Source organism: Corynebacterium sp. HMSC055D05 (assembly GCF_001810365.1).
In the GTDB taxonomy this organism is placed as follows: domain Bacteria; phylum Actinomycetota; class Actinomycetes; order Mycobacteriales; family Mycobacteriaceae; genus Corynebacterium; species Corynebacterium coyleae.
Window position 1 is genome coordinate 241,121 of record NZ_KV801073.1, and the last position, 23,265, is coordinate 264,385.

The window sequence follows — 23,265 nt, forward strand, 5'->3', positions numbered from 1 at the left end:
CGGTAGCGCTGGCCGAGTAGCGTCGGCCGAGTAGCGCTGTCTTAGTAGCGCAGCATCTCTGCAACGAGGAACGACAGCTCGAGTGCCTGCTCGGTGTTCAGACGCGGGTCGCAAGCGGACTCGTAACGGCCCGGCAGATCCACATCAGTGATGTCCTGCGCACCGCCGAGGCACTCAGTGACGTCTTCACCCGTGAGCTCGATGTGAATACCACCCGGGTGGCTGCCGAGTTCGCGGTGGACCTCGAAGAAGCCCTGAACTTCGTCGATGATCTTGTCAAAGTGACGCGTCTTGTAGCCATTGCTCGACGTGAACGTATTGCCGTGCATCGGGTCCGACTGCCAAATGACCTTGTGGCCGGAGGCCTCAACCGCCTTGACAATGCCAGGCAGTACTTCGCGGATCCGGTCCTGCCCCATGCGGATCACCATGGTCAAACGACCCGGCTCGCGGTTCGGATCAAGCTTATCTGCGTAAGCGACAGCCTCTTCCGGAGTGGTGGTCGGGCCCAACTTGATACCGATCGGGTTGCTGATCATCGCGGCGAAGTTGACGTGGAAATCGTCGATACCGCGGGTGCGCTCACCGATCCAGAGCTGGTGGGCGGACAGATCATAAAGCTTCGTCTCACCCTTCGAATCCGTGGCCAAACGCAGCATCGCACGTTCGTAATCCACCAACAGCGCCTCGTGAGATGCGTACACGCTGGACGTACGCAGGTTCGTGTCGCTGACGCCACAAGCATCCATGAACGCAAGCGAACGCGAAATCTCGCGAGCAAGTGCTTCGTAACGCGCACCCGCAGGCGAGTTAGTCACGAACTCTCGGTTCCAGTTATTGATGTTGTGCAGGTCCGCAGTACCGGACGCCGTCAGGGCACGCACCAAGTTCATCGCCGCCGACGAGTTCGCGTACGCACGCACCATGCGGGCCGGATCGTGGCGACGAGACTCCTCGGTCGGATCCACACCATTGACGATGTCACCGCGGTAATTCGGCAAACCATTCTCATCAAGATCAGACGAGCGCGGCTTCGCGTACTGGCCAGCAATACGAGCAAGTTTGACCACCGGCATCGACGCACCGTAGGTCAACACCGCAGCCATCTGCAGCAGGGTCTGCACGTTGGCACGGATGTGTGGCTCGGTGTTGGACTCGAACGTCTCAGCACAATCGCCACCCTGCAGCATGAACGCCTTGCCGTTGGCGACGTCCGCTAGATGCGACTTGAGCCCCTCAACCTCGGGCGCGAGCACGACCGGCGGGACGGACTCCAAAATCTTGCGAACATACTCAGCCTGGGCAGGGTCCCACGACGGCTGCTGCTTCGCATCGCGGGAAATAACATCTTCAAACTGCGCGTTTAAATCTCCCGGCAGCGGCGGCAGATCGGGCAGTACCTCTTTGGGGATATCAATAGTCCAGCTCACCGTTCTATATTTAGCACGGATTACTGCCCCAGTACAGGCGGTACAGCCTGCAACTTCTCACACGGCGGTTTTATCGTCTCACATTTTGGATACGGCGCCGTCGCGGTTCAACGGCAAATGCTCCGCACATACACGAAACTTCCGCAGATTATGGCGCGCATCAACGAGAGCATCGTGGTTGCCCTCCGGCACCCGTGGCAGACGCGGCTTGCCCGCCATCTGCCAATACTGCTTCAGCTCGCAGGTGTAGCGCGGCAGCGAACGCGGCAGACCGGACATGTCACCCCATAGTTGCGCGAGCACCACGTGGTCATAGGCGCCAACCCAAGCCCACAGTTCTGGCCTGGTGTCACCCGAGGTGAGAAACTCATAGACCTCGTTACGGATGCGCTCCAGCGACTTCCACACTGGTTGGTTCTTCGGAGGGAGCTTCGACAACACGTGCGCTTTGACCCAAGCGTTGGCGCGTGCTGGGTCGAACTCATCGGACACCGCATAGTATTCGCGGCCATCCTCAGCAACAATGCCGATGGACACCAGCTCGATGGTTTCGCCGTCCTCAATGAATTCGGTGTCGTAGAAGAATCTCACTGCGTCGAACTACTTCCGTTGCTCCGATCGAATATCCCCCAACACCTCGCGCCGCGAAGGGCCCTTCTCACCCTCAACACGCCTCGGCCAAAACATCACTGCAGCCACCGCAACGACAGCAAGCGGGCCCGACAGTTTCGGGTACCAGCCCTGCTCAGACGCAATCAGGAACATCACAACAACGACGCATACCAACGCGATTCGGGTAACAAGTGGTTTATTCATTACTGCACACCTTTCGGCCCAGTTTTCGGTTCAGCACCTTCGGGGTACTTCCCCGTCTGCTCGAGGGACTTCTTCACATCGGTCGCGTAGACATCCACGTATTCCTCACCGATCATCTCTGCAATGCGATGCATGCAGTAGTCCGTAAAGGGACGCACGGCCTCGCGCGAGTCAGGGTCGTAGCCATTTTCAACCGCCCAAGCTCGCGGATCAATCGGCTCCGAAATCTTGATCTGCACCTTGACCGGCCTGATGAGCTTGGTGCCGATCGGGTTCGCGCGACCAGATCCAATCATGCCGACCAAAATCACAGGCACGCCGGTTGGCATAGCAATGCGCGCCATGCCAGTGCGCCCCTTGTACACACGCCCATCCGGCGAACGGGTTCCCTCGGCATAAATGCCGAAGAGCTCGCCGTCGTCGAAAATCTTCTTCACCGTTTCCAGCAAGACGTCCCCGGCGGTGTCGGAGCTTCGGTCAATGGGAACTTGGCCTACGGCGGTGAAGAAAAACCGCTGCAAACGTCCACTGAGCCCCGTGCCAGTGAAGTACTCCATTTTGGCCGGGAACTTCAGCTGTCGGCGAACCATCAACGGCAAGTAAAAGGAATCCAGCACAGCCTGATGGTTAGAAACCAACAGGGCCGGACCTTCCTCCGGGATGTTCTCCACACCGTAAATGCGCGGGCGGTTCCACACCAACAGCGGCGGCCCGAAAATAGCCTTGAACAGGGAATACCACTTGTTTGCCATTGTTTCTCCCCTTTTTATCGCAGCTGGCGGGCCAAATCAGCAACGCCAATCATACCCGCCTTCGCTCCGAGCTCAGCACAGAGGATCTCCGGCAGCGGACGGTATCCAGCGCCGACGATGTTCGACGCCATGGACGCTTTGGCAGCGTCAAGGAAAAGATCAGCATCTTCGCTCACACCACCGCCGAGGACGATCAGCGATGGATCCAAAATGTCGGACACCATTGCCAGGCCTCGTCCCAGCCAGATGGAGAAACTCTCCAGAGCCGCCACACCCAGCCCATCGCCTGCGCGTGCTGCGGCCATAATGTCGTGCCCGCTTGCTCGCTTTTCGACGACCTCCCGGTACAAATCGGAACCTCGATACCCTCCCCTGCTGGCAATCTCGATCGCACAATCGACCAGCGAGGTGCCAGAAGCGTATCGCTCAAGACAGCCCTGCTTGCCACACGAGCACACCCGACCTCCCGGCACCACCGTGATGTGGCCAAACTCAGGCGCGGTGCCGAACGCACCACGGTAAATCTCGCCACGGTGCATCAGCGTTGCGCCGATCCCTGTGCCGACGGCGAAAAACACCCACGTCTCTGTGTCACGAGCGGCACCGAACCGATACTCACCCCAAGCTGCCGCATTCGCATCGTGCTCGAGCCGGACCGGCAGCCCCAGCGCATTCTCCAAATCTTTGCGCACCGGCTGATCATCACGCCACGGCAAATGCGGGGCAAAACGCACGATTTCACACTCCGGGTCAAGGAAGCCCGCAACGGCAGCGCCAACTGCCCCGATCTCGTGTTTGTCCTGGAGCTGCTCGACCATCTGCACGATCGTGCGGGTCAGCCCGTCAGCGTCCTGCGGGGTCCGCGTACTCACCGTGTCGAGGATCGACCCATCCGGCGCGACCACAGATGCACGAGCGTTCGTCCCGCCAATGTCAAAGCCGACTGTCAGCGCCTGGTCTCCTCGTTGTGAAGTCATAGCCGGACAGTTTATGCCCCTGACAGCGGTCAGCCCTAACCCGCCAACACGTCGCGCAGGCGCTCCCCCAGAGTGCCCCACGAAAACTCCCGTTGTACATGTTTGCGCCCGGCGGTGCCCATGGCGGTGCGGTGGTCGTCGCAAAGCAATTGCCCAATGGACCGCGCGACCTCATTCACATCGCGACCATTGACGACGACACCGCTTTCCGGAACCACCGTCTCCGGCGCACCACCGGAATCGCCAGCGACTACCGCAACCCCACACGCCTGCGCCTCGAGATACACAATCCCCAGACCTTCCACATCAAGACCACCCCACCGCGTCCGCGCGGGCATGGCAAACACATCGGCGGCAGCCACAATGTCGCGCAACCGCTCGCGCGACACCCGGCCCGTGAATTCCACGCCCAGCGAAGACGCGGCGAGCTTGCGCAGCCGTTGCTCGTACGGCCCCTCCCCCACAATCACCAATCTCGCATTCGGCGCGTATCGACGAATCTCCGGCAACGCACGGATCAACACATCCTGTCCCTTGCGCGGGACCAACCGCGACGAACACACCACAAGTGGCGCATCACCCACGCCGAGCCAGCGCCGCGTTTCATCCCGCTTGTGCGCGCTCGCTGGCGCGAAGAAATCCGTGTCCACCCCCGACGGCAGCGCAACATAGTCGACGTCATCGCCGAACACCGCCTGCAAGCGCTCTATCGTGAACCGCGAAATGTACGTCACCACATCCGCGCTACGACCAATCCGGCGCAACACCTGACGGGCCACAGGAATCATCGCCCAGCCCACCTCGTGGCCGTGGGTGGTGGCCACCACACGTTTTGCTCCAGCACGTTTCGCCTGGGCTCCGAGAATTGCCAACGGTGCAGCCGCACCGAACCACACAGTGTCGATGCTGTGCGTTCTGATAATTCGAGCCATCTGCCGAGCAAGCCCCGGGGTAGGCAACATGATGTTGCGCGGCCAACGAATCACCGTAAAACTTTGTTCGGCGTCCCACTCGCGCGCAGCATCTGCTTCCTGGACGGAGGCGAGCACGATGATTGATTCCGGGCCTTCGCGCTTGACGAGCTCGTCGACGTAATCCCGTAAGTACGACTGAATCCCGCCGACAGTGGGCGGGAAATCATTCGTTACCAACAACGTGGTCATAATCGCGCTAGTAGCGCACAGCCCCCTGAATCGGCATGGAGTTCGCCGGCACTACCTGGATCGGAATGCCGTAGTCAGACGAGTGCACGACCATGCCGTTACCGATGTACATACCCACGTGAGTCACGCCCGGGTAGTAACCAATGATGTCACCCGGCTGCAACGCATCCAGTGACACCGGCGTGCCACCCGCAAGCTGCGCTTGGGAGGTACGCGGAATGCTAATGCCGTTCTGCCCATACGCCCACACCATCAAACCAGAGCAATCGAACGCATCCGGTCCAGCAGAGCCCCAGCCATATGGCTTACCCACTTGCGCCAACGCCGCACCAACGATTCCGGAGTCCACGCCCGGAAGCGACGCGCCGCTGATCGGGTTGTCCTTATTGATCCAGCGCAGGCGATCGGCCTCGCTCAAGTTGTCTACGCGGTGTTCGATGTCACGAACCTTGTCATCCAACTCTTCACGTTCACGCTCCAGCTTCTTACGCTGGATCTCCAGCTCATTGCGCGCATGGCGTGCCTCAGCCACCGCAATATTGGCCGAGTTGGACTTCTCTGCCGCCACCCGGTTGGCATCCTCCAACTCGGTCAACGCGCGCTGAGACTTGCGAGTGAGCGCCGCCAAATAAGCAGAACGGTCGATCGCCTCTTGCGGGTTGCCCGAATCCAGGGTGGTCAGGATCGCTTCAGATTTCGGGATACGGTAACGGGACTGCGCAATGTCACCGACATTCCTGCGATGCTCGTTACTTACCTCCTGAATAGCGGCAAGTTCTTGTTTCGCCTCTGCAGCGCGGCCATTGGCTTCCTCAACCTTGCGCTCTGAATCGGCGATTTTCTCTTCGAGTCCCTTAATTTCTTCCGACTTCGCAGTGGCGTCGTGGGAGATCTGCTCCATCTCATCGATGAGAGCATCGACATCATCGGCCTTCACAGGGGCCGCTACGCCGCCGGCGAGAATGGCGCCGACGAGCGCGGACACCGCGGTCTTCTGAGCAGAAGGACGACGAGACTGAAAAGAGTGCTTACCCACGACCAAAACCTTTTCGCAATACTTGTGAGAACACAAAAACTATAGCGACATCGGTCCCACCGTCCAAGCAAAAAACATGGCCACACAGCATATTGTGAATCAAGAGCACTGGTGTGACGCACGAGGTGTCAAGGTCCCCAAAACGCACGAAAGCCCCAACTCCAAACAGAGAGTCGGGGCTTGAAAACGTGCCGTTAGAAGCGAACCACAGAGTGGATCGGCATGAGGTGCAGATCGCGGTAGCCCACCGGGATACCGGAGTTCAGCGCATCGATGATCTGGCCGTTGCCAACGTAGATGCCAACGTGGGATGCACCACCGTAGTAAACAACGATGTCACCCGGCTGGATGTTGCTCAGCGCAACCTGCTGGCCAGCAGCAGCCTGAGCCTGGGAGGTACGCGGGATGGACTTGCCAGCCTGAGCGTAAACCCAGGAGGTGAAACCGGAGCAGTCGAATGCGTTCGGGCCAGCTGCACCGTAAACGTACGGGGAACCAACCTTGGACTGCGCGATGGACACGACGCGCTCAGCGAAGGACGGCTGCGGGGCCGGAGCCGGCTGCGGCGCAGCGGCCGGTGCCGAGTAGTTGGTTGCGGCCTGTGCCGGCAGAACCTGCTTCTCGACGTTCGCGATGAAGGCGCTGAAGCCCGGAACGTTGTTCACACCCGGCAGAGCCTTCACGCGAGCGATAGCAGCCTGAGCGTCGCCCGTAGCGGCTGCGCCCTTCAGCGACGGGATCCAGGCGTCAATGCCCGGGATTGCCGCTACGCCTGGAATGGTCTCAATACCCGGGACCTGTACTGCGATCGGCGAGTTGGGGACGCGGACCTCTGCTGCGGAGGCGGCGGCCGGCGCGATGAGCGCAGCGCCTGCTGCGAGAGCGGTGGTGGCCGCTGCTGCGCGGGCTGCGGTGTTGGTCTGGCGACGGTGCTTTGCCACTTTAGATTTTCTCCATATCTTCTCTTCGCCAACCGGGTTAGCTGTCGGGCGGGGTGTTGAGAAATGACCCTCGGTCCGAACGACCTACGCCCCACGGGAGCAGGTGCTCCACTCTGGTTCCCCGGCCCCCTTCGGCTTCGATCGGCTTTTCCGATCTCCACTTCAGAGTTACGGCTCATATGTTGTTTTCGATCCATGCTTCCAACGGCTGTTGTCGCAATGTCTCGAACAGGTTACGAAACGGCAACAAGAGTGTCCAGCCAACACGCCGTTACAGTTCCGTTATCAAAAGATTTGATGCGAAACAGCGTCGAAGTCTGCGTTTCTAAATGAAAACTAAGAACGGTCCAACAACCTCAAAACACAGCCATACGCTGCGCATTTATCCGCCAAACCAAGAAGCAAGTTGATCTCCGCAAAGTTAAAGACAACCCAATTAAAACGGATTGTGTGATCTTTCTCACACTTGCTTGTTAACCTCATTGTTACAAAGAAAATCGCCCCGCACCACAGTGTGGTGCGGGGCGATTCACGCAACTACTTACATGCTAGCGAGGCGATACGTCGCGGTCGTCGCGATCCTTGTTGGCCTCGAGAGCACGCAGCGTCTCGACAGCCTCCTCGTGCTTCTGCTTCTCTGCATCGCGTACACGCTCAGACACGCCGATCTCGGCGGGCGAGAACTTACCGATGGTCTCAGAGTCAGCGAAGCCAAGCTGGTTCATCTGCTTCGGCACACGAGCACCTGCGTACTCGAGCGGAACCGGGTGACCATTCTCGTCCACTGGGCCAAGCGGCTGGTGGATCTCGATGAAGGCACCGTTCGGCAAACGCTTGATGATGCCGGTCTCGATACCGTGCTCCAGCACAGCGCGGTCGGAGCGCTGCAGGCCGATGCACAGACGGTAGGTGATGAAGAATGCCAGCGGCGGCAGAACAATGATGCCGATACGTCCCACCCAGGTCATCGCGTTCAGCGAGATCTGGAAGAAGTGAGCAACGTGGTCGTTACCACCGGAGATGGTCATCAGCAGGAAGAAGGTCAGACCCATCACGCCGATGCCGGTACGTACCGGAACGTCACGCGGACGCTGCAGCAAGTTGTGGTGTGCGTCGTCGCCGGTGACCTTCTTCTCGATAAAGGGGTAGGCGATGAGCAGCGCAACCATCAGACCACAGAGCAGTGCGACCCAGAATGCACCCGGGATGGTGTAGCTACCGATGTAGAGCTCCCAAGCCGGCATGACACGGGCGGCACCATCAGTCCACAGCATGTAGACGTCAGGCTGCGAACCAGCAGACACCTGCGACGGGTTGTACGGGCCGATGTTCCAAATACCGTTGATGGTGGTCAGACCAGCCATTGCAGCCAGCACTGCGAACACGATCATCATGTAGCCGATTGCGTGCGTTGCAAACACCGGCATGATGCGGACACCAACAACGTTGTTCTCGGTGCGACCCGGTCCCGGGAACTGGGTGTGCTTCTGGAACCACACGAGCAGCAGGTGAGCTGCGATCAGCGCCAGGATGATGCCCGGCAGGATCAGCACGTGCAGGATGTAGAAGCGGTCCAGCATCAGATCGGACGGGAAGTCGCCGCCGAAGATAGCCCAGTGCATCCAGGTGCCGATGATCGGCAGGCCCAGGATGATCGCGGACATAATGCGCAGACCAACACCGGAGAGCAGATCGTCCGGCAGGGAGTAGCCCATGAAGCCCTCAATCATGCCGAGGAGGACAAGGGTTACACCGATGAGCCAGTTTGCCTCACGCGGGCGACGGAACGCACCGGTGAAGAAGACACGCATCATGTGGGCGAACATGGCCATCATGAACATCAGTGCAGCCCAGTGGTGCATCTGACGAACAAACAGGCCACCGCGGACGTCAAAGGAAATGTCAAGCGCGGTTGCGTATGCACGGGACATTTCGACGCCGTTGAGCGGCAGGTATGCACCGTCGTAGATCACCTTGGTGATCGACGGGTCGAAGAACAAGGCCAGGTAGATACCGGTCAGCAGCAGGATGATGAAGCTGTAGAGCGCCATCTCGCCGAGCATGAAGGACCAGTGCGTCGGGAAGACCTTGTTGAGCTGCGGGCGCAGGACGCCCGCAACGGTAAAGCGGGAATCCGCATTGTTTGCGGCTTGCTGAAGTTTCGTACTCATTAGGACTGACGCTCCCAGAATGCCGGGCCGACGGGCTCAATGAAGTTCCCGTTGGCGATGAGGTAACCGTCTTCGTCAACCGTCACAGGAAGCTGCGGCAGTGCACGAGCGGCGGGACCGAAGATCGGCTTACCGTGCTGCAACGCATCGAACTGCGACTGGTGGCACGGGCACAGGATGCGGTTGGTCTGAGCCTCGTACAGCGAGGTCGGGCAACCAATGTGCGTGCAAATCTTGGAGTAGGCGTAGTAATCGCCGTAGTGGAAGTCTTCCTGACCCTCACGTTCGATGACGCGCTTCGCGTCCTCAGAACGCAGACGGATCAGCATGACAGCGTTGCGCGGACCGTGGATGGAGTGCATGTGGTTCTCATACACATCGCGCTTCGGGTCGTATTCCTTGCCGTCATTGACGTCCTCTGGGTAGAGCGGGAACACGGTCTCCATCGCAGCGGCGGCAAGGTCCTCCGGACGCATACGCACCAGGCGAGACACGCCGGCGGTGGTGTAGTGCGAGCCGACCTCACCCTTGTGAAGTTCTGCAATCGCACCGGTGTCGCGGCCGAGGTAAACCTTCACGCCTTGATCCTGGACGGTCCAGCCGTGGGTCCACAGGGTGCCGTCGCCGAAGTAGTTCAGCTCGTGGCGGACCTTCCACGGGTTCTTGATCATGCCGCCAAGCGGAGCGATGACCATCAGACCGGCGAGGACACCAGCGGTGCCGAGCAGACCCTTGAGCGCCTTGCGACGACCAAGCGTCGAGGTCTCCCAAGCATCGTTCAGCAGTGCGGTCGTAGTGCGACGATCCAGTTCGCTGGACGGGCCGTCATGGCGACGCTGTACAGCGATCTCTTCAGGGACAAACTTCTTCACGTACTGGATGATTGCAACACCCAGGCCGAGGAAGGCCAGACCTGCGGTCAGGCCAAGCAGTGGCGTGTAGAAGGTGTAGATCCAGAGTCCTTCGTCGCCGTGGAACTTCGGCTCCCACGGCCAGAACAGGTAAACACCGAGGAAAGCAATCGCGGCGAGAACCGAGATGGCCAACCAAATCTTGATGCCACGCTCAGAGGACTTCTCGCGAGGGTCACCCTCGACCGGGAAGCGCTCCTTACGGTAAGCAACCGTTACGTCGTCAAGCTCCGTGCCGAGAGCAGCGAGCTCCGCATTGCTCATGCGGTCAAGCTCTTCCTTCGTGTAATTCTTCTTCACATCACTCATGAGCGGGATCCAATCCACATAGCACCAGCGGCGACCAGCGAGATGCCGATCATCCACATCGCAATACCTTCAGAAACCGGGCCGAGGCCACCGAGGGACCAGCCACCCGGGGACGGGGTCTCCTTGGTCGACTTAATGAAGGCAATGATGTCCTTCTTCTCATCAGCGCTGAGCTGACGGTCAGAGAACTTCGGCATGTTCTGCGGACCAGTGAGCATCGCCTGGTAGATCTCCTGCTCGTTCGCAGGGTCGAGCACCGGGGCGTACTTACCAGAAGACAATGCGCCACCACGACCGGTGAAGTTGTGGCAGGAGGCGCAGTTCAAACGGAAGAGTTCGCCGCCACGTGCGACGTCTGCTTCCTGAACCTTGCCGTCGTAGTTCTTGCCGCGCAGCTCTTCCTTAGCCAGGGTGCCGTCCGGGTTGTACACGAGCTCCGGGCCACCACCGTTGGCTGCGACATATGCAGCCAAGGCGAGAGCCTGGTTCTCCGTGTAGCGCGGCTTCTTACGCTCAGCCTGCGCGTCGTTCGACATCATCGGCATACGGCCAGAGTTGACCTGGAAGTACACGGCGCCTTCGCCGGTACCGATCAGAGACGGACCACGGTCGGCAACGCCCTGCAGGTTCGCACCGTGGCAGGTGATGCAAGCGACGTCGTAGATTTCCTTACCCTCCTGGATAAGGGCCTGGTCGTCACGCTGGGCGGTGGCCACCTGTGCATTAGGGGCCAACGCCGATGCGAGAAGACCCGCGCCGGACAAGCCCAGCGTCAACGCAGCAGCACCTGCGAAGGTGCGCTGCGCCTTGCGTGCGCGACGCTTCTTGTTGGGTGAGTTTTCCATTTTGTTCCTTATTAACGAGTTTTCAGAACACGTCTGCAGCCCGGGTTATACCCAGGGCACGGCTACTGGACGAGGTACAGGGTGATGAACACGCCGATCCAAATGGCGTCGACGAAGTGCCAGTAGTACGAAACCACCATGGCAGCAGTTGCCTGTGCCGGGGTGAACTTCGACTTGGCTACTCGCATCAGCACAACGATGAACGCGATGATGCCTGCAGTCACGTGCGCCATGTGGAAACCGGTGATGATGTAGAACACCGATCCATAAACGCTGGACTGCGGGGTCACGCCGTGCATGACCATCTCGGTCCATTCGAATGCCACCAGACCGAGGAAGATGACGCCAAGCACAACGGTTACGGTGAACCACTTGCGCAAGCCGTATACGTCACCTCGTTCTGCAGCGAACACGCCGAACTGAGAGGTGAAAGAGGAACCAATCAGCACGACGGTAATGATTCCGCCGAAAAGGACGTTGAGGTGATCCGTCTGGTTGCTCCAGTCACCTGCGGCGAGGCCGTTTGCACGCGATGTGAAGTACATCGCGAACAAGCCGGCAAAGAACATGAGCTCTTGGGCGAGGAACGCGATCGTGCCAACGCTGACCATGTTCGGCCGGTTCAGCGCCGGAAGACGATTCTGCGGAGTCGCCATATTTGGGTTAGTAGTTGCGGTCGTCACGCATGCGATTATCCCCTATTTCTTCCTGATATTCATCTCATTCACCCCCACGATTTCCCTGTGAGACAGGGGCCAACCAGCAGCATTTAAAAACATTTTGGTTGCAAAAATAATTTTTAGAAGATCGGGAACTTTTTATAGCGTCTATCCGACGCACATCAACGCAGGTCATTGCGCCGCCACCCAAAGTCGCCGGCTTCCCCGCAGGATAGTTCCCCCAATTACTCGAGCAAATAGGAGTCGGACTGGAGTTCCAGATAGTTCCCAAGTGTGCCCGACATCACATTGTGGCACACCCCCGCTTCGTGCCTAAACTTTCGATTGATTGAAATCTCTTTAACAACAAAAATGCCCCTTCCGATAACCCGGAAGGGGCATTGTCGTGGGCCGGGAAGGCCGCGACCCACTCTTTCTGCGTTAGTGCTTCTCGCGCGGAATGCCGTACTGCAGGTTCAGCTGGGCGGTAGCCCAGATCAGCATGACCGCACCAAAGGCGATCAGCCAGAACTGCCAGAAGGCAATGCCGAGGCCGAGGAACAGAATCGATGCAGACATCGTAAACGGCCAGATCGAGCCCGGCGAGAAGAAGCCCAGCACGCCAGCGCCGTCTTCAATCTCTGCCTCTTCCCAGTCTTCCGGGAGGACGTCAGAGCGGGACTCCGCAATGTGGAGGTAACCGCCGAGCATGAAGCAGAGTGCGGTAGCAAGCACGAGGCCCACTGCGCCGATCCACTCAACACCGAAGAGGTATGCATCTTCGCCGATCCACGCCGTTGCGAGGATGTAGAACACTGCCATCAGGGCAAGAAATGTGCCAATGGCGTAGAAAACTTTTGAACCGGTTCCCATGGCTACGTTCTCTCTTTCTTAAACGGTCGCGTTCGGATCGACAGTGTTGACGCCGTCACGAGAACCCTCGCGCTCGGACACAAACGGACGGGTGCTGGTTGCGTACGGTGCTTCACCGATGGAGCGCAGTGCCTCGGAGTTCGGTGCCTCCGGGTTCTGGCGACGGAATTCGATGTACTGCTGGAACTTCTCGGGCGTGACTGCACGGATCTCGAAGTTCATCATTGCGTGGTAGGTACCGCACATCTCAGCACAGCGGCCGACGAATGCACCTTCCTTGTCGATGCGCTCAATCTGGAACTCACGCTGCTGCTGGTTCGACTCCGGGTGCGCGTAGACGTCGCGCTTGAAGAGGAACTCTGGAACCCAGAATGCGTGGTTCACGTCGCCAGATGCGAGACGGAACGCGATCGGGGTGTCGGTCGGCAGAACCAGGACCGGAACTTCCTCGGTGGAGCCAACGGTCTCGATCTCGTTGAAGTTGAGGTAGGACAGGTCGCCCATCGAGGTGCCGTGGATCGGGTTCGCGTTGTGCATGTCCTCGTCGTCGTACTTCGTTGCCTCTGCCAGAGCCTGGCGCTCAGCGTCAAGACCGTCGTAGTCGCGACCGTCTGCAGTCAGATCGCCTGCGACCTCTGCGTAGCCGAACTTCCAGTTCCACTGGTAGCCGGTGACGTCAACGGTAACCTTCGGATCCTTATCCAGGGCGGTCGTGCGGGTCTGTGCCTGAACCGTGAAGAAGAACAGGACCATAACGATGACGATCGGGAGGATCGTCAGACCGAGCTCGAGCGGCACGTTGTACTGCAGCTGCTTCGGGAACTCGCCGGCACCCTGCTTTTCGCGGGCCTTGTGGTTCCACCGAACGATGGACCAGAGGAACAGACCCCACATAATGATGCCGATTGTCCAGGCTGCTACCCAGACCCAAACCCAGAAGTTGTACATCTGGGTACCTTCAGGGGTGACCGGGTCCGGCCAGCCCATGTCGAGGATGCGCGCGACTGACTCCGGCGGAGCTACATCACAGCCCGTCAGCGCAAAGCTTCCGAGGAGCAGCGAACCGGCGACGGCAGCCTTCTTGGCGAATCCGCGCTTAACTTCCTTTTCCACGTGTGTTTGCCTTCCTGTCCACACTAGAACCATCGAATGCACATGCCGATGGCAGAACATTCCTACGGAGCCAGAATAGTTCAAACAGATCGTCGCTACGGAATCTTGTCGAGCCTCACGCTTTTCGACGATCGCCCCTCCGAACAAAACCACCTCTCCCCCGCAAATTAACCCGCAGTGCTGGGCATTAAGTTCATAAGCAAGGCGTTGCGAAGATCAGTCGAAATCTTCGCTTTGACCCCTCAACCATTAGTTGGCCCCCTTATGGGGCACCGCAAAAGGTGGACACTCCGCGACGCGTTCGGTTCACGAGTTCGCCGTTGAAAACCCTATTGTGGAATGCGTCATGACGGTGCCGCACGGTTCGAGGCGGCGCACCTTATATATAGGAGAGGTTTCACAACGATGTGCGGTCTTGTTGCACTGTTGACTGCCCGCGGCGATGCCCCAGTGTTTACCGACGCGGTCGGTCGCTCGCTTTCCTGCATGTATCACCGCGGCCCTGACGCTGCGGGAACATGGAACGACGATGACGCTGTTTTCGGCTTTAACCGCCTGGCGATCATCGACATCGAGCACTCCCACCAGCCACTGCGCTGGGGGCCGGCAGAAAACCCCGAACGTTACGCCCTGACGTTTAACGGCGAGATCTACAACTATGTGGAGCTGCGCGAGGAACTCACCAAGGCCGGATACACCTTCAACACCGCAGGTGACGGTGAGCCGATCGTGGTGGGCTACCACCACTGGGGCGCCAACGTCGTTGAGCATCTGCGCGGCATGTTCGCCTTTGTCATCTGGGACACCGAGACCAAGACGATGTTTGCAGCGCGCGACCAGTTTGGCATCAAGCCACTGTTCTATGCGACGACCGACAAGGGCACCGTTTTCGCCTCCGAAAAGAAGTCCATCCTGGAGATGGCAGACGAGATGGGTCTAGGCCTCGACCTTGATCGCCGTGCAATCGAGCACTACGTGGATCTGCAATACGTCCCGGAGCCGGAGAGCCTGCACCGCGAGATCCGTCGCGTGGAGTCGGGCTGCACCGTGACTATCAAGCCTGGTGGCGAGGTCCACTCGGACCGCTACTTCAAGCCACACTTCAATTCCCAGCCTGTGCCAAAGGGCAAGGAGCAGGACCTGTACGACAGGATTGCCCGGGCGTTGGAGGATTCCGTCGAAAAGCATATGCGCGCTGACGTGACGGTTGGTTCCTTCTTGTCTGGCGGAATCGACTCCACGGCGATCGCGGCGCTGGCGAAGCGTCACAATCCGAACCTGTTGACCTTCACCACTGGTTTTGAGCGGGAGGGCTATTCCGAGGTGGACGTCGCTGCAGAGTCTGCTGCGGCGATTGGTGTGGAGCACATCGTGAAGATTGTCTCCCCGGAGGAGTACGCCGACGCGATTCCGAAGATCATGTGGTACCTCGACGATCCGGTGGCTGACCCTTCCCTGGTGCCACTGTTCTTCGTGGCACAGGAAGCCCGAAAGCACGTCAAGGTTGTGCTGTCCGGTGAGGGCGCGGATGAGCTGTTCGGTGGGTACACCATCTATAAGGAACCGCTGTCGCTGGCACCGTTTGAGAAACTGCCGAGCGCACTGAACAAGGGCCTCAACCGCCTCAGCCGCGTGTTGCCTGAGGGCATGAAGGGCAAGAGCCTGCTTGAGCGCGGCACTACCCCGATGGAAGACCGTTACTACGGCAATGCGCGCTCGTTTAACTTTGAGCAGCTCCAGCGCGTCCTACCGTGGGCGAAGCGCGAGTGGGACCACCGCGAGGTCACCGCACCGATTTATGCAACGTCGACCGAGATGGATCCGGTGGCACGTATGCAGAACCTTGACCTGTTCACCTGGATGCGTGGTGACATTCTGGTCAAGGCAGACAAGATGAACATGGCGAACTCGCTGGAGCTGCGCGTTCCATTCCTGGACAAGGAAGTCTTCGAGGTCGCGCAGACGATCCCGTACGACCAGAAGATTGCCAACGGCACCACGAAGTACGCGCTGCGCAAGGCGATGGAGCAGATCGTCCCGCCGCACGTGCTGCACCGCAAGAAGTTGGGCTTCCCGGTGCCGATGCGCCACTGGCTGGCGGGCGACGAACTCTTCGGCTGGGCGCAAGACACGATCCGCGAGTCGCAGACCGACGACATTTTCGCCAAGGACCAAGTCCTGGAGATGCTCAAGGAGCACCACGATGGTGTGTCCGACCACTCGCGTCGTCTCTGGACGGTGCTGGCGTTCATGGTTTGGCACGGCATTTTCGTGGAAAACCGCATCGACCCCCAGATCGAGCACAAGGATTACCCGGTCGAGCTGTAGGTAGTGCCAGCACTACCCCAGTTGGGCAGCCGTCTGTATTGTCGGGCTGCCCGTTCGCCGGTTGAATGTGGTGTATGTCAACTGCAAAGAAAGTACTCACCACCATCGCCGCGGTGTTCGGCGTCCTGTTGATCGCCGCCGGCGCCGTCGCTTATGTGTACGGGCCGACTGTGACGGCGATGTTCACCGGCACCGCCAAGTTCATGGGCACTGATACCCCGAAGCGTTACGCTTCAACGGTGCTTAACCTGGCAGAGCAGGGCATTTACTCCGACTCGAAGGAGTTCGAGGACGCGAAGGCCCGCGCAAAGGAGGCCGCCAAGCAAGCAGATACGCTTTTCGACGTCTACCCCGCCCTGGAGGACGCCGTCAAAGCTGCTGGCGGGAAGCACTCCCGGCTGATTGAACCTGATAACCCTAACCTCGGCTGGACTATGGAAGAGAAGTCGGAAGCCACAGTCAGCGTCGAGGACCGCGTTGCGGTGGCAACGGTGCCTGGCGTCGACCGTCACTCGGATGTGCAGGGGTACGCAGACACGCTCGCAACGGGTCTTGCTTCCGCGCGTGATGCCGGGGCATGCGGGGCGGTCGTTGATCTGCGTGGCAACGACGGGGGCGACATGGGTCCTATGATCGCCGGTCTCTCCTCGCTGTTGCCGGATGGCACGGTGCTCGAATTCGTATCGCGGACGAACACCAGCCAGGTCACGGTTGAGGGAAACTCGGTGAGCGGCGGGGGCACCCCGGTGACTACATCTGGAGGGAAGTGGGAGGCGCCGGTGGCGGTCTTAGTCGATGGCGACACTGCTTCGTCGGGCGAGGCCACGATGCTGTCGTTCCGGGGGCTTGAGCACTCCCAAAGCTTCGGGTCCCCTACCGCGGGCTACGCCTCGGCTAATATGGTGTACGACTTCCCGGATGGCAGCCTGCTGATGCTCACCATCGCGAAGGACAAGGCACGCACTGGCGAGGAGTTCGCCGAAGATCCGGTGCAGCCGGACGTCGAAACCGATACGCCGTTAGAGCAAGCGAAGCAGTGGCTTGCCACCGAGCACGGCTGCAAATAGTCCACACAGACGAAACACCCCGCGCTCCCCTCAATAATGAGGTGGGCGCGGGGTGTTGGCGTCGATAAGCAGCGGCTTAGTTGAAGCTATCGCCACAAGCGCAAGCGGAACCTGCGTTCGGGTTATCGATGGTGAAGCCCTGCTGCTCGATGGTGTCCGCGAAATCGATCGTCGCACCCGTGAGGTACGGCACGCTCATCTTGTCCACGACAAGACGCACGCCACCAACCTCATCGGCCTTGTCGCCGTCCAGGTCGCGGTCGTCGAAGTAGAGCTGGTAGCGCAGACCAGCGCAGCCACCAGGCTGAACAGCGATGCGCAGGGACAGGTCGTTGCGGCCCTCCTGATCAAGCAGGGCCTTCGCCTTCGCCGCCGCTGCCTCGGTGAGGTTCACGCCAGTTGCGGAAGTAGGTGCAGTCATTGGGTACTCCTTCGTGCTACGCGTTCGAGTGGCGCCCATGCTACGCGCGCCCCTTCATAGCCGGTGTAACGGTTCTCCCCCGCAATCTATTCCCACTGGTTACAGGAATGTCGCGGTGGCCTTGTAGCCTAGGTGGCGTGAAACTACCCTGGCAAAAATCCGAGCAGACCGCTGAGGCTGGTTCGACCAAGGCCGAACTGCCCCAGACCGACAACGCGCCCGCGGCAGACACCCCAGAGGCCGCAGAGCAGAAGCTTCCGAAGGGCTACACCCCGCCGAAGGGCAAGCCGACGCCGAAGCGACTTGATCAGGAGATCAAGCGCGGTGTTGTGCGCGACCCGAATGCGGCCACCCCGGCGCAGATTCGTCAGCGTGAAAAAGAGCTGAAGAAGTCTATGACCAAAGAGGAGTGGAAGGCGCACAAGAAGCAGGTGCGCGAGGAGAATCGGGCCCGCAACCGCGAGATGCAGGCCAAGATCGACTCGGGCGACGAGCGCTACCTCATGGAGCGCGACAAGGGCGAGGAGCGTCGCTTCATCCGTGACTGGGTGGACTCGCAGCGCTTCTTCAACAACTACGTCATGCCGATGGCGCTGGTGCTGCTAATCGTGATGTTGATCGGCACGTGGCTGCCTCGCGTCGCGGCGGCATTGTCTTTGGTGAGCCTGCTGTTTATCGTCACCATCTTCATCGAGGGCATCATCATCGGCATCCGCGCCAACCGTGCGGTCCGTGCAAAGTTCCCGGAGGCGAACACTGGTTTCAGCCTGGGTATGTACGCGTTCTCCCGCGCTACTCAGCCGCGTAACTGGCGCTCCCCCAAGCCGCGGGTGGCGTTGGGCGCGAAGGTATAGCCCATGCAGTTTCCCCCGGTTGAGCCGCCGAAACGCGCGCATGCCCGTGCGGTGGCGGATGCGTTGGCAGGTGGCACGAGTGGCGTTGCCCTTGGAAGGCTGGGGGCGATCGGTGCGTGGGTTGCCTCCGTACAAGGCCGTGACGTGCCCACGCCGTTTCTGCGCCCGCGTGCCGTGATCGTCGCTGGCAATCACGGCATTGCTACGCGAGGTTTGTCGGCGTGGACATCGGATGCCGGCGCCGCTCAGGTTGAGCAGCTGCGCGCCGGTGTCGGCCCTGCCTCCACGACGGCGCGGGTTGCGGGAGCGAGCATCAGGCTTATCGACGACTACCTGGACACCCCCACCGGCGCCATCGACGTGGAACCCGCCGTGTCGCAAGACGTGTGGGATGCGGCGTTGGCTGCGGGTGCAGAGATCGCCGATAGTGAAATCGACGGCGGTGCTGACCTGCTGATCCCCGGAGACATCGGCGTTGGCAACACCACCGTCGCCGCGGCGGTGTACGGCACGTTTACGCGCACTGAGCCCGCAAAGGCGATCGGGCGTGGCTCCGGCATCAACGATGAGGTCTGGAAGATCAAGGTCGCCGCTATTCGCGACGCGATGTTCCGCGTGCGCGGGTTCCGCGACGACACCGAACGTGTCTGCGCGGAACTCACCGGACCGGATTTCGCCTGCCTGGTCGGCTTCATCGCCCAGGCCGCCGCGCGCCGCACGCCGTTGCTTATCGACGGCGTCTACCCCGCCGTCGCCGCATACGTCGCCGAACGCCTCGCACCCGACACCAAAGACTGGCTCATGGCAGCGCAGGAGGCGAACGAGCCGGCGCAGGCTGGCTGTTTCGAAGCGCTCGGGCTTCGACCGCTGCAACACCTGGATATGAAAACGGGCCAGGGCGCTGGGGCCCTGGCCGCGTTGCCGCAATTAAATCTGGCGGCGGAGATGGTTGGCGAGGTGCTCGCCGGGGGATCGTCGATAAGCGACTAGCCCTCGACGAGGGTGAGGTTCCAGCCGTGCGTGTCCTCGACCTCGCCGGTCTGGATGCCGCGCAGACGCTCGCGCATTGCCAGGGTGATCTCGCCGGCCTCGTTGTTATTCACCGTGAACTCGCCCTCGTTGCTGAGCACGCGGCCAACCGGGGTGATCACAGCTGCGGTGCCGCACGCCATGGTCTCGGAGATGGTGCCGTCCTCGGCACCAGCACGCCACTGCTCGACGGTGATCTTGCGCTCCTCGCTGGTGTAACCCAAGTCTTCTGCGACCTGCAGCAGCGACTTACGCGTAATGCCCGGCAGGAGCGAACCGGACAGGGACGGGGTGATGATCTTCGCGTCCTTGCCGGAGCCTTCGACGAACATGAGGTTCATGCCGCCCATTTCCTCGATGTACTTGCGCTCGATCGCGTCGAGCCACACAACCTGGTCGCAGCCCTTGTCCGCAGCCTGCTGCTGCGCAAGCAGGGACGCCGCGTAGTTGCCGGCGAACTTCGCATCGCCGGTGCCACCCGGTGCTGCACGGACGTAGTCTTCGGAGATCCACACGCTGACCGGCTTGACGCCACCCTTGAAGTAGGCGCCTGCCGGGGAGGCGATGATGTAGAAGGAGTACGACGAGGACGGCTTCACACCCAGGGTCTTCTCCGTGCCGATCATGAATGGACGCAGGTACAGCGACGCCTCGCCGCCAGCTTCAGGTACCCACTTCTGGTCGATGGTGACCAACTGGCGCACGGCCTCCAAGAAGTCCTCATCCGGCAGTTCCGGCATTGCCATACGACGCGCGGAGCTGCGCATACGCTCAGCGTTTTGCTCCGGACGGAACGCGGTGATGCGCCCATCGGTGTGGCGGTACGCCTTCAGGCCCTCGAAGATCGCCTGGCCGTAGTGGAAGACGTTGGCGGCCGGGTCGAGCGCGATCGGTTCGTACGCGCGCACCTGGGCGTTGTGCCAGCCTTTGTCTTCGGTCCAGTCGATGGAAACCATGTGGTCGGTGAACTCCTGGCCGAACGCCGGGTTAGCGAGGATCTTTTCACGCTCAGCATCAGTTGCGGGGTGGTCTGACGGGGTAACTGCGAATTCGAGGTTAGACATGTGGCCCACGTTACTCCGTGGCTATGTACCCTCGGGAGGCAATCCTGTTCAATTGTCAGAAAGGTGTTGTTTATGTCGTTCGATGTCACACTTCCTGCCCGCGGTACGACGGTGCGCGCGGTTGCCGGTTCTGCCGCCCCTGAGGGCGCTGTGCTGCTGGTTCCGGTCGCACAGGGCGAAGACGGAGTCGAACTTCCTGTCACCCAACTTGCCCCGAAGGGCCTGCTTGAAGCCCTCGTTGCGGTCGGCGCGAAGGGCACGGCTAACGAGGTCACCCGCGTTGTCGTCGACGGCACGCTGGTCATCGCGTACGGCCTCGGCGACGCGAACGACATTGACGACGAAGCCGTGCGCCGCGCCGTCGGCGCCGCCACCCGCACCCTCAATGGGGTGGAAAAGGCAGCTATCTCCGCCGAGTTCGGCGTCCAGCCGGTCGTCGAGGGCCTCCTGCTCGGCGGCTACGTTTACAACGGTCTGAAGTCCACCGCCAACACGCTTGACGACGACAACACCGACGCCGAACTCCCCCAGACCACCGAAGTCACCGTGGTCGGCGCAGACGAGAAGGCGTTCGAGCAGGCCGTCATCGTCGCCGAGTCGGTCAACCTGGCCCGCGACCTGGTCAACACCCCGTCAAACTTCCTCTACCCCGAGTCCTACGCCGCTGTCATGGGCGAGGTTGCTTCGGCGGCCGGCCTGGACATCGAGGTGCTCGACGACAAGGCGCTTGAAGATCAAGGCTTCGGCGGCATCCTCTCCGTCGGTCGCGGCTCCGCACGTACCCCGCGCCTGGTCCACCTGACGTGGGCGCCGTCCGGGGCGACGAAGAAGGTCGCGCTTGTGGGCAAGGGCATCACCTTCGACACTGGTGGCATCTCGCTGAAGCCGGGCTCCGGCATGGAGGACATGATCTCCGACATGGGTGGCTCCGCAGCACAGCTCGGCGTCATCGCCGCTGCCGCCCGCCTTGAGCTGCCAGTGCGTATCGACGCCTGGCTGCCCCTGGCCGAGAACATGCCATCCGGCACCGCCACCCGCCCGGGCGACGTGATCACCCACTACGGCGGCATCACCAGCGAGGTCATCAACACCGACGCCGAAGGCCGCCTCGTCCTTGCCGACGCCATCGCCCGCGCCTGCGAGGACAACCCCGATTACCTCATCGAAACCGCAACCCTCACCGGCGCACAGCTGGTCGCCCTGGGCAACCGCACCTCCGGCGTGATGGGGTCCGACGACCTGCGCGACCTCATCGCCGAGACAGGCCGTGCCGTCGGCGAGCAGGCTTGGGCTATGCCGCTGCTCGAGGAGCAGGAGGACGAGCTGAAGTCCCCTATCGCCGACATCCGCAACACCCACAACGCCCGCACCGGCGGCATGCTCTTCGCTGGCCTCTACCTCTCCCGCTTCGTGCCGGAGAACGTCGAGTGGGCTCACATCGACATCGCCGGTCCGGCCTGGAACGGCGGCGGCGCCTGGGGCTACACCCCGAAGCGCGCAACCGGCGCTCCGGTTCGCACGATCCTCGAGGCGCTCAACCGCCTGGCTGCGAAGTAGGCGTTTGAGGCAATACGGCCACTATGCCGCTGCATAGTCCCCCGCTCTCGAGCCGACAGGACTATGCCGCTGCATAGTCCTGCTAGGCCTCCCCTCCTAAACGGCACACGGTACACGGCACATTTCGCTGTTTTTACCGTTTGTGGCCTCACTTTCCCGCCCTAGGCGGTAACCACCAGATGGTAATCAGCCGAGTACCTGGACCGCGGTGCTCGTTCGTACTCGGCTGATTACCACCCTCCGGTTACCATCCTCGGTGAAGAATGGGCCGGGCGGGGGCAGCATAAGGGGCAGCGTCCGGCACAGAAGCCGTCTAGCTGTACGGGTTTTCGCCGCGCTCGAACCGGGCGCGGCGCTCTTTTTGTTCCTCGCGCTTGCGCAGAATGCGTTCTTGCTCCATTTTCTTGCGCATGCGGTCGGGATAACCGGTCTCTTCGACGTCGTAAAGCAAGATGCCCAGCATTTTGGAGACGGCGTCGATGCCTTTGGGCCCGCCGATGCGACGTCGGGTGTAGTTGCCGTGCTCGTCGACAAGAACGACGGACATCTCGTTGACCATGGTTTCTGGCTCGACAAAGCCTTCCACGAACGTGCGGCCGGCGACCCAATCGCGCAAGTATTGTGCGTCGTCGGGGCGGATTGTCTCGCCCGGTGCCCGTGGCGGTTTGAACGTCGTGGACTTCTTGCCTTTGCCGAACAGGTTGAACACGCCCCACATCATACGGGCCTGTCTAAGCAATTAGGTCACCCCTTGGGCAACGAACGTGTGTGGATGCAGGTACGCTTTGTGCCGTATAGCTTCCAACGTTTCAATGAGGAGACTTTAAACATGGCGCACTCTGTTGAGATGCCCGAGCTGGGCGAGTCAGTCACCGAAGGCACGATCACGACGTGGCTGAAGGAAGTCGGCGACACGGTTGAGGTCGACGAGCCGCTGCTCGAGGTCTCC

General features: G+C 60.7%; 23 protein-coding genes and 1 riboswitch. Of the genes, 6 read left to right on the forward strand and 17 right to left on the reverse strand.

Annotated features, from left to right (window positions below; genetic code table 11):
• Positions 1-41: 41 nt before the first annotated feature.
• From HMPREF2734_RS07030 to HMPREF2734_RS07095, 14 genes are all read right to left on the reverse strand, one after another.
• The gene (locus HMPREF2734_RS07030) at positions 42-1,430 is read right to left on the reverse strand and encodes a class II 3-deoxy-7-phosphoheptulonate synthase (protein WP_070422179.1); all 1,389 of its coding nucleotides are present in this window, start codon (positions 1,428-1,430) and stop codon (positions 42-44) included.
• A 78-nt stretch (positions 1,431-1,508) separates the two neighbouring features.
• Positions 1,509-2,021 (reverse strand): polyadenylate-specific 3'-exoribonuclease AS, encoded by a 513-nt coding sequence (locus tag HMPREF2734_RS07035; RefSeq protein WP_070484004.1) that lies wholly within the window; start codon positions 2,019-2,021, stop codon positions 1,509-1,511.
• Between the two features lie 9 nt (positions 2,022-2,030).
• A complete protein-coding gene (locus tag HMPREF2734_RS07040; RefSeq protein ID WP_070422177.1) occupies positions 2,031-2,246 on the reverse strand; it encodes a hypothetical protein in 216 nt (71 codons plus the stop codon).
• Positions 2,246-2,998, reverse strand: coding sequence for a lysophospholipid acyltransferase family protein (locus HMPREF2734_RS07045; RefSeq protein ID WP_070570113.1), 753 nt, complete (start codon positions 2,996-2,998; stop codon positions 2,246-2,248). The genes HMPREF2734_RS07040 and HMPREF2734_RS07045 overlap by 1 nt, the downstream gene beginning before the upstream one ends.
• Before the next feature lie 14 nt (positions 2,999-3,012).
• Positions 3,013-3,975, reverse strand: a complete 963-nt coding sequence (locus tag HMPREF2734_RS07050; protein ID WP_070422175.1) for an ROK family protein — start codon at positions 3,973-3,975, stop codon at positions 3,013-3,015.
• Positions 3,976-4,010: 35 nt separating this feature from the next.
• Positions 4,011-5,138: a glycosyltransferase family 4 protein gene (locus tag HMPREF2734_RS07055; RefSeq protein WP_070570115.1), complete on the reverse strand. Its 1,128-nt coding sequence runs from the start codon at positions 5,136-5,138 to the stop codon at positions 4,011-4,013.
• Between the two features lie 7 nt (positions 5,139-5,145).
• Positions 5,146-6,174, reverse strand: coding sequence for a C40 family peptidase (locus tag HMPREF2734_RS07060; RefSeq protein ID WP_070570117.1), 1,029 nt, complete (start codon positions 6,172-6,174; stop codon positions 5,146-5,148).
• A gap of 194 nt (positions 6,175-6,368) precedes the next feature.
• The gene (locus HMPREF2734_RS07065) at positions 6,369-7,115 is read right to left on the reverse strand and encodes a C40 family peptidase (RefSeq protein WP_070422172.1); all 747 of its coding nucleotides are present in this window, start codon (positions 7,113-7,115) and stop codon (positions 6,369-6,371) included.
• A gap of 14 nt (positions 7,116-7,129) precedes the next feature.
• Positions 7,130-7,272, reverse strand: a riboswitch (cyclic di-AMP (ydaO/yuaA leader).
• Between the two features lie 391 nt (positions 7,273-7,663).
• A complete protein-coding gene (locus HMPREF2734_RS07070; RefSeq protein WP_070422171.1) occupies positions 7,664-9,286 on the reverse strand; it encodes a cytochrome bc1 complex cytochrome b subunit in 1,623 nt (540 codons plus the stop codon).
• On the reverse strand, positions 9,286-10,506 hold the full coding sequence (locus tag HMPREF2734_RS07075; protein WP_070422170.1) for a cytochrome bc1 complex Rieske iron-sulfur subunit: 1,221 nt from the start codon (positions 10,504-10,506) through the stop codon (positions 9,286-9,288). Before HMPREF2734_RS07075 ends, HMPREF2734_RS07070 begins: the two co-directional genes overlap by 1 nt.
• Positions 10,503-11,351, reverse strand: a complete 849-nt coding sequence (locus HMPREF2734_RS07080; protein ID WP_070422169.1) for a cytochrome bc1 complex diheme cytochrome c subunit — start codon at positions 11,349-11,351, stop codon at positions 10,503-10,505. Before HMPREF2734_RS07080 ends, HMPREF2734_RS07075 begins: the two co-directional genes overlap by 4 nt.
• Before the next feature lie 62 nt (positions 11,352-11,413).
• Positions 11,414-12,034, reverse strand: coding sequence for an aa3-type cytochrome oxidase subunit III (locus HMPREF2734_RS07085; protein WP_180950032.1), 621 nt, complete (start codon positions 12,032-12,034; stop codon positions 11,414-11,416).
• Between the two features lie 417 nt (positions 12,035-12,451).
• Positions 12,452-12,883 (reverse strand): aa3-type cytochrome oxidase subunit IV, encoded by a 432-nt coding sequence (locus HMPREF2734_RS07090; protein WP_070422166.1) that lies wholly within the window; start codon positions 12,881-12,883, stop codon positions 12,452-12,454.
• 18 nt (positions 12,884-12,901) lie between these two features.
• On the reverse strand, positions 12,902-13,996 hold the full coding sequence (locus tag HMPREF2734_RS07095; RefSeq protein WP_070422165.1) for an aa3-type cytochrome oxidase subunit II: 1,095 nt from the start codon (positions 13,994-13,996) through the stop codon (positions 12,902-12,904).
• 405 nt (positions 13,997-14,401) lie between these two features.
• On the opposite strand from HMPREF2734_RS07095, the gene asnB reads away from it, so the two are divergent.
• Positions 14,402-16,324, forward strand: a complete 1,923-nt coding sequence (asnB, locus tag HMPREF2734_RS07100; RefSeq protein WP_070484016.1) for an asparagine synthase (glutamine-hydrolyzing) — start codon at positions 14,402-14,404, stop codon at positions 16,322-16,324.
• Positions 16,325-16,398: 74 nt separating this feature from the next.
• Positions 16,399-17,391: a S41 family peptidase gene (locus HMPREF2734_RS07105; RefSeq protein WP_070570119.1), complete on the forward strand. Its 993-nt coding sequence runs from the start codon at positions 16,399-16,401 to the stop codon at positions 17,389-17,391.
• Between the two features lie 76 nt (positions 17,392-17,467).
• Here the strand turns inward: HMPREF2734_RS07105 and HMPREF2734_RS07110 are convergent, their stop codons facing one another.
• On the reverse strand, positions 17,468-17,812 hold the full coding sequence (locus HMPREF2734_RS07110) for a HesB/IscA family protein (RefSeq protein ID WP_070450850.1): 345 nt from the start codon (positions 17,810-17,812) through the stop codon (positions 17,468-17,470).
• A 137-nt stretch (positions 17,813-17,949) separates the two neighbouring features.
• On the opposite strand from HMPREF2734_RS07110, the gene HMPREF2734_RS07115 reads away from it, so the two are divergent.
• Both HMPREF2734_RS07115 and HMPREF2734_RS07120 read left to right on the forward strand, forming a co-directional pair.
• Entirely contained in the window at positions 17,950-18,666 is a 717-nt protein-coding gene (locus HMPREF2734_RS07115; protein WP_070422161.1) for a DUF3043 domain-containing protein, read from the forward strand.
• Positions 18,667-18,669: 3 nt separating this feature from the next.
• Positions 18,670-19,656, forward strand: a complete 987-nt coding sequence (locus HMPREF2734_RS07120; protein WP_070484022.1) for a nicotinate-nucleotide--dimethylbenzimidazole phosphoribosyltransferase — start codon at positions 18,670-18,672, stop codon at positions 19,654-19,656.
• On the opposite strand, the gene HMPREF2734_RS07125 is transcribed toward HMPREF2734_RS07120, so the two are convergent.
• On the reverse strand, positions 19,653-20,759 hold the full coding sequence (locus HMPREF2734_RS07125; RefSeq protein ID WP_070422159.1) for a branched-chain amino acid aminotransferase: 1,107 nt from the start codon (positions 20,757-20,759) through the stop codon (positions 19,653-19,655). The two genes, HMPREF2734_RS07120 and HMPREF2734_RS07125, sit on opposite strands and share 4 nt — an antisense overlap.
• 72 nt (positions 20,760-20,831) lie before the next feature.
• On the opposite strand from HMPREF2734_RS07125, the gene HMPREF2734_RS07130 reads away from it, so the two are divergent.
• Complete coding sequence (locus HMPREF2734_RS07130) at positions 20,832-22,316, forward strand: leucyl aminopeptidase (RefSeq protein WP_070570121.1); 1,485 nt, start codon at positions 20,832-20,834, stop codon at positions 22,314-22,316.
• Positions 22,317-22,629: 313 nt separating this feature from the next.
• Here HMPREF2734_RS07130 and HMPREF2734_RS07135 read toward each other — a convergent pair whose 3' ends face one another.
• A complete protein-coding gene (locus HMPREF2734_RS07135; protein WP_070570230.1) occupies positions 22,630-23,025 on the reverse strand; it encodes an oxidoreductase in 396 nt (131 codons plus the stop codon).
• Positions 23,026-23,145: 120 nt separating this feature from the next.
• On the opposite strand from HMPREF2734_RS07135, the gene HMPREF2734_RS12380 reads away from it, so the two are divergent.
• On the forward strand, positions 23,146-23,265 hold a 120-nt coding region (locus tag HMPREF2734_RS12380; protein WP_141741381.1), incomplete at its 3' end, for a biotin/lipoyl-containing protein.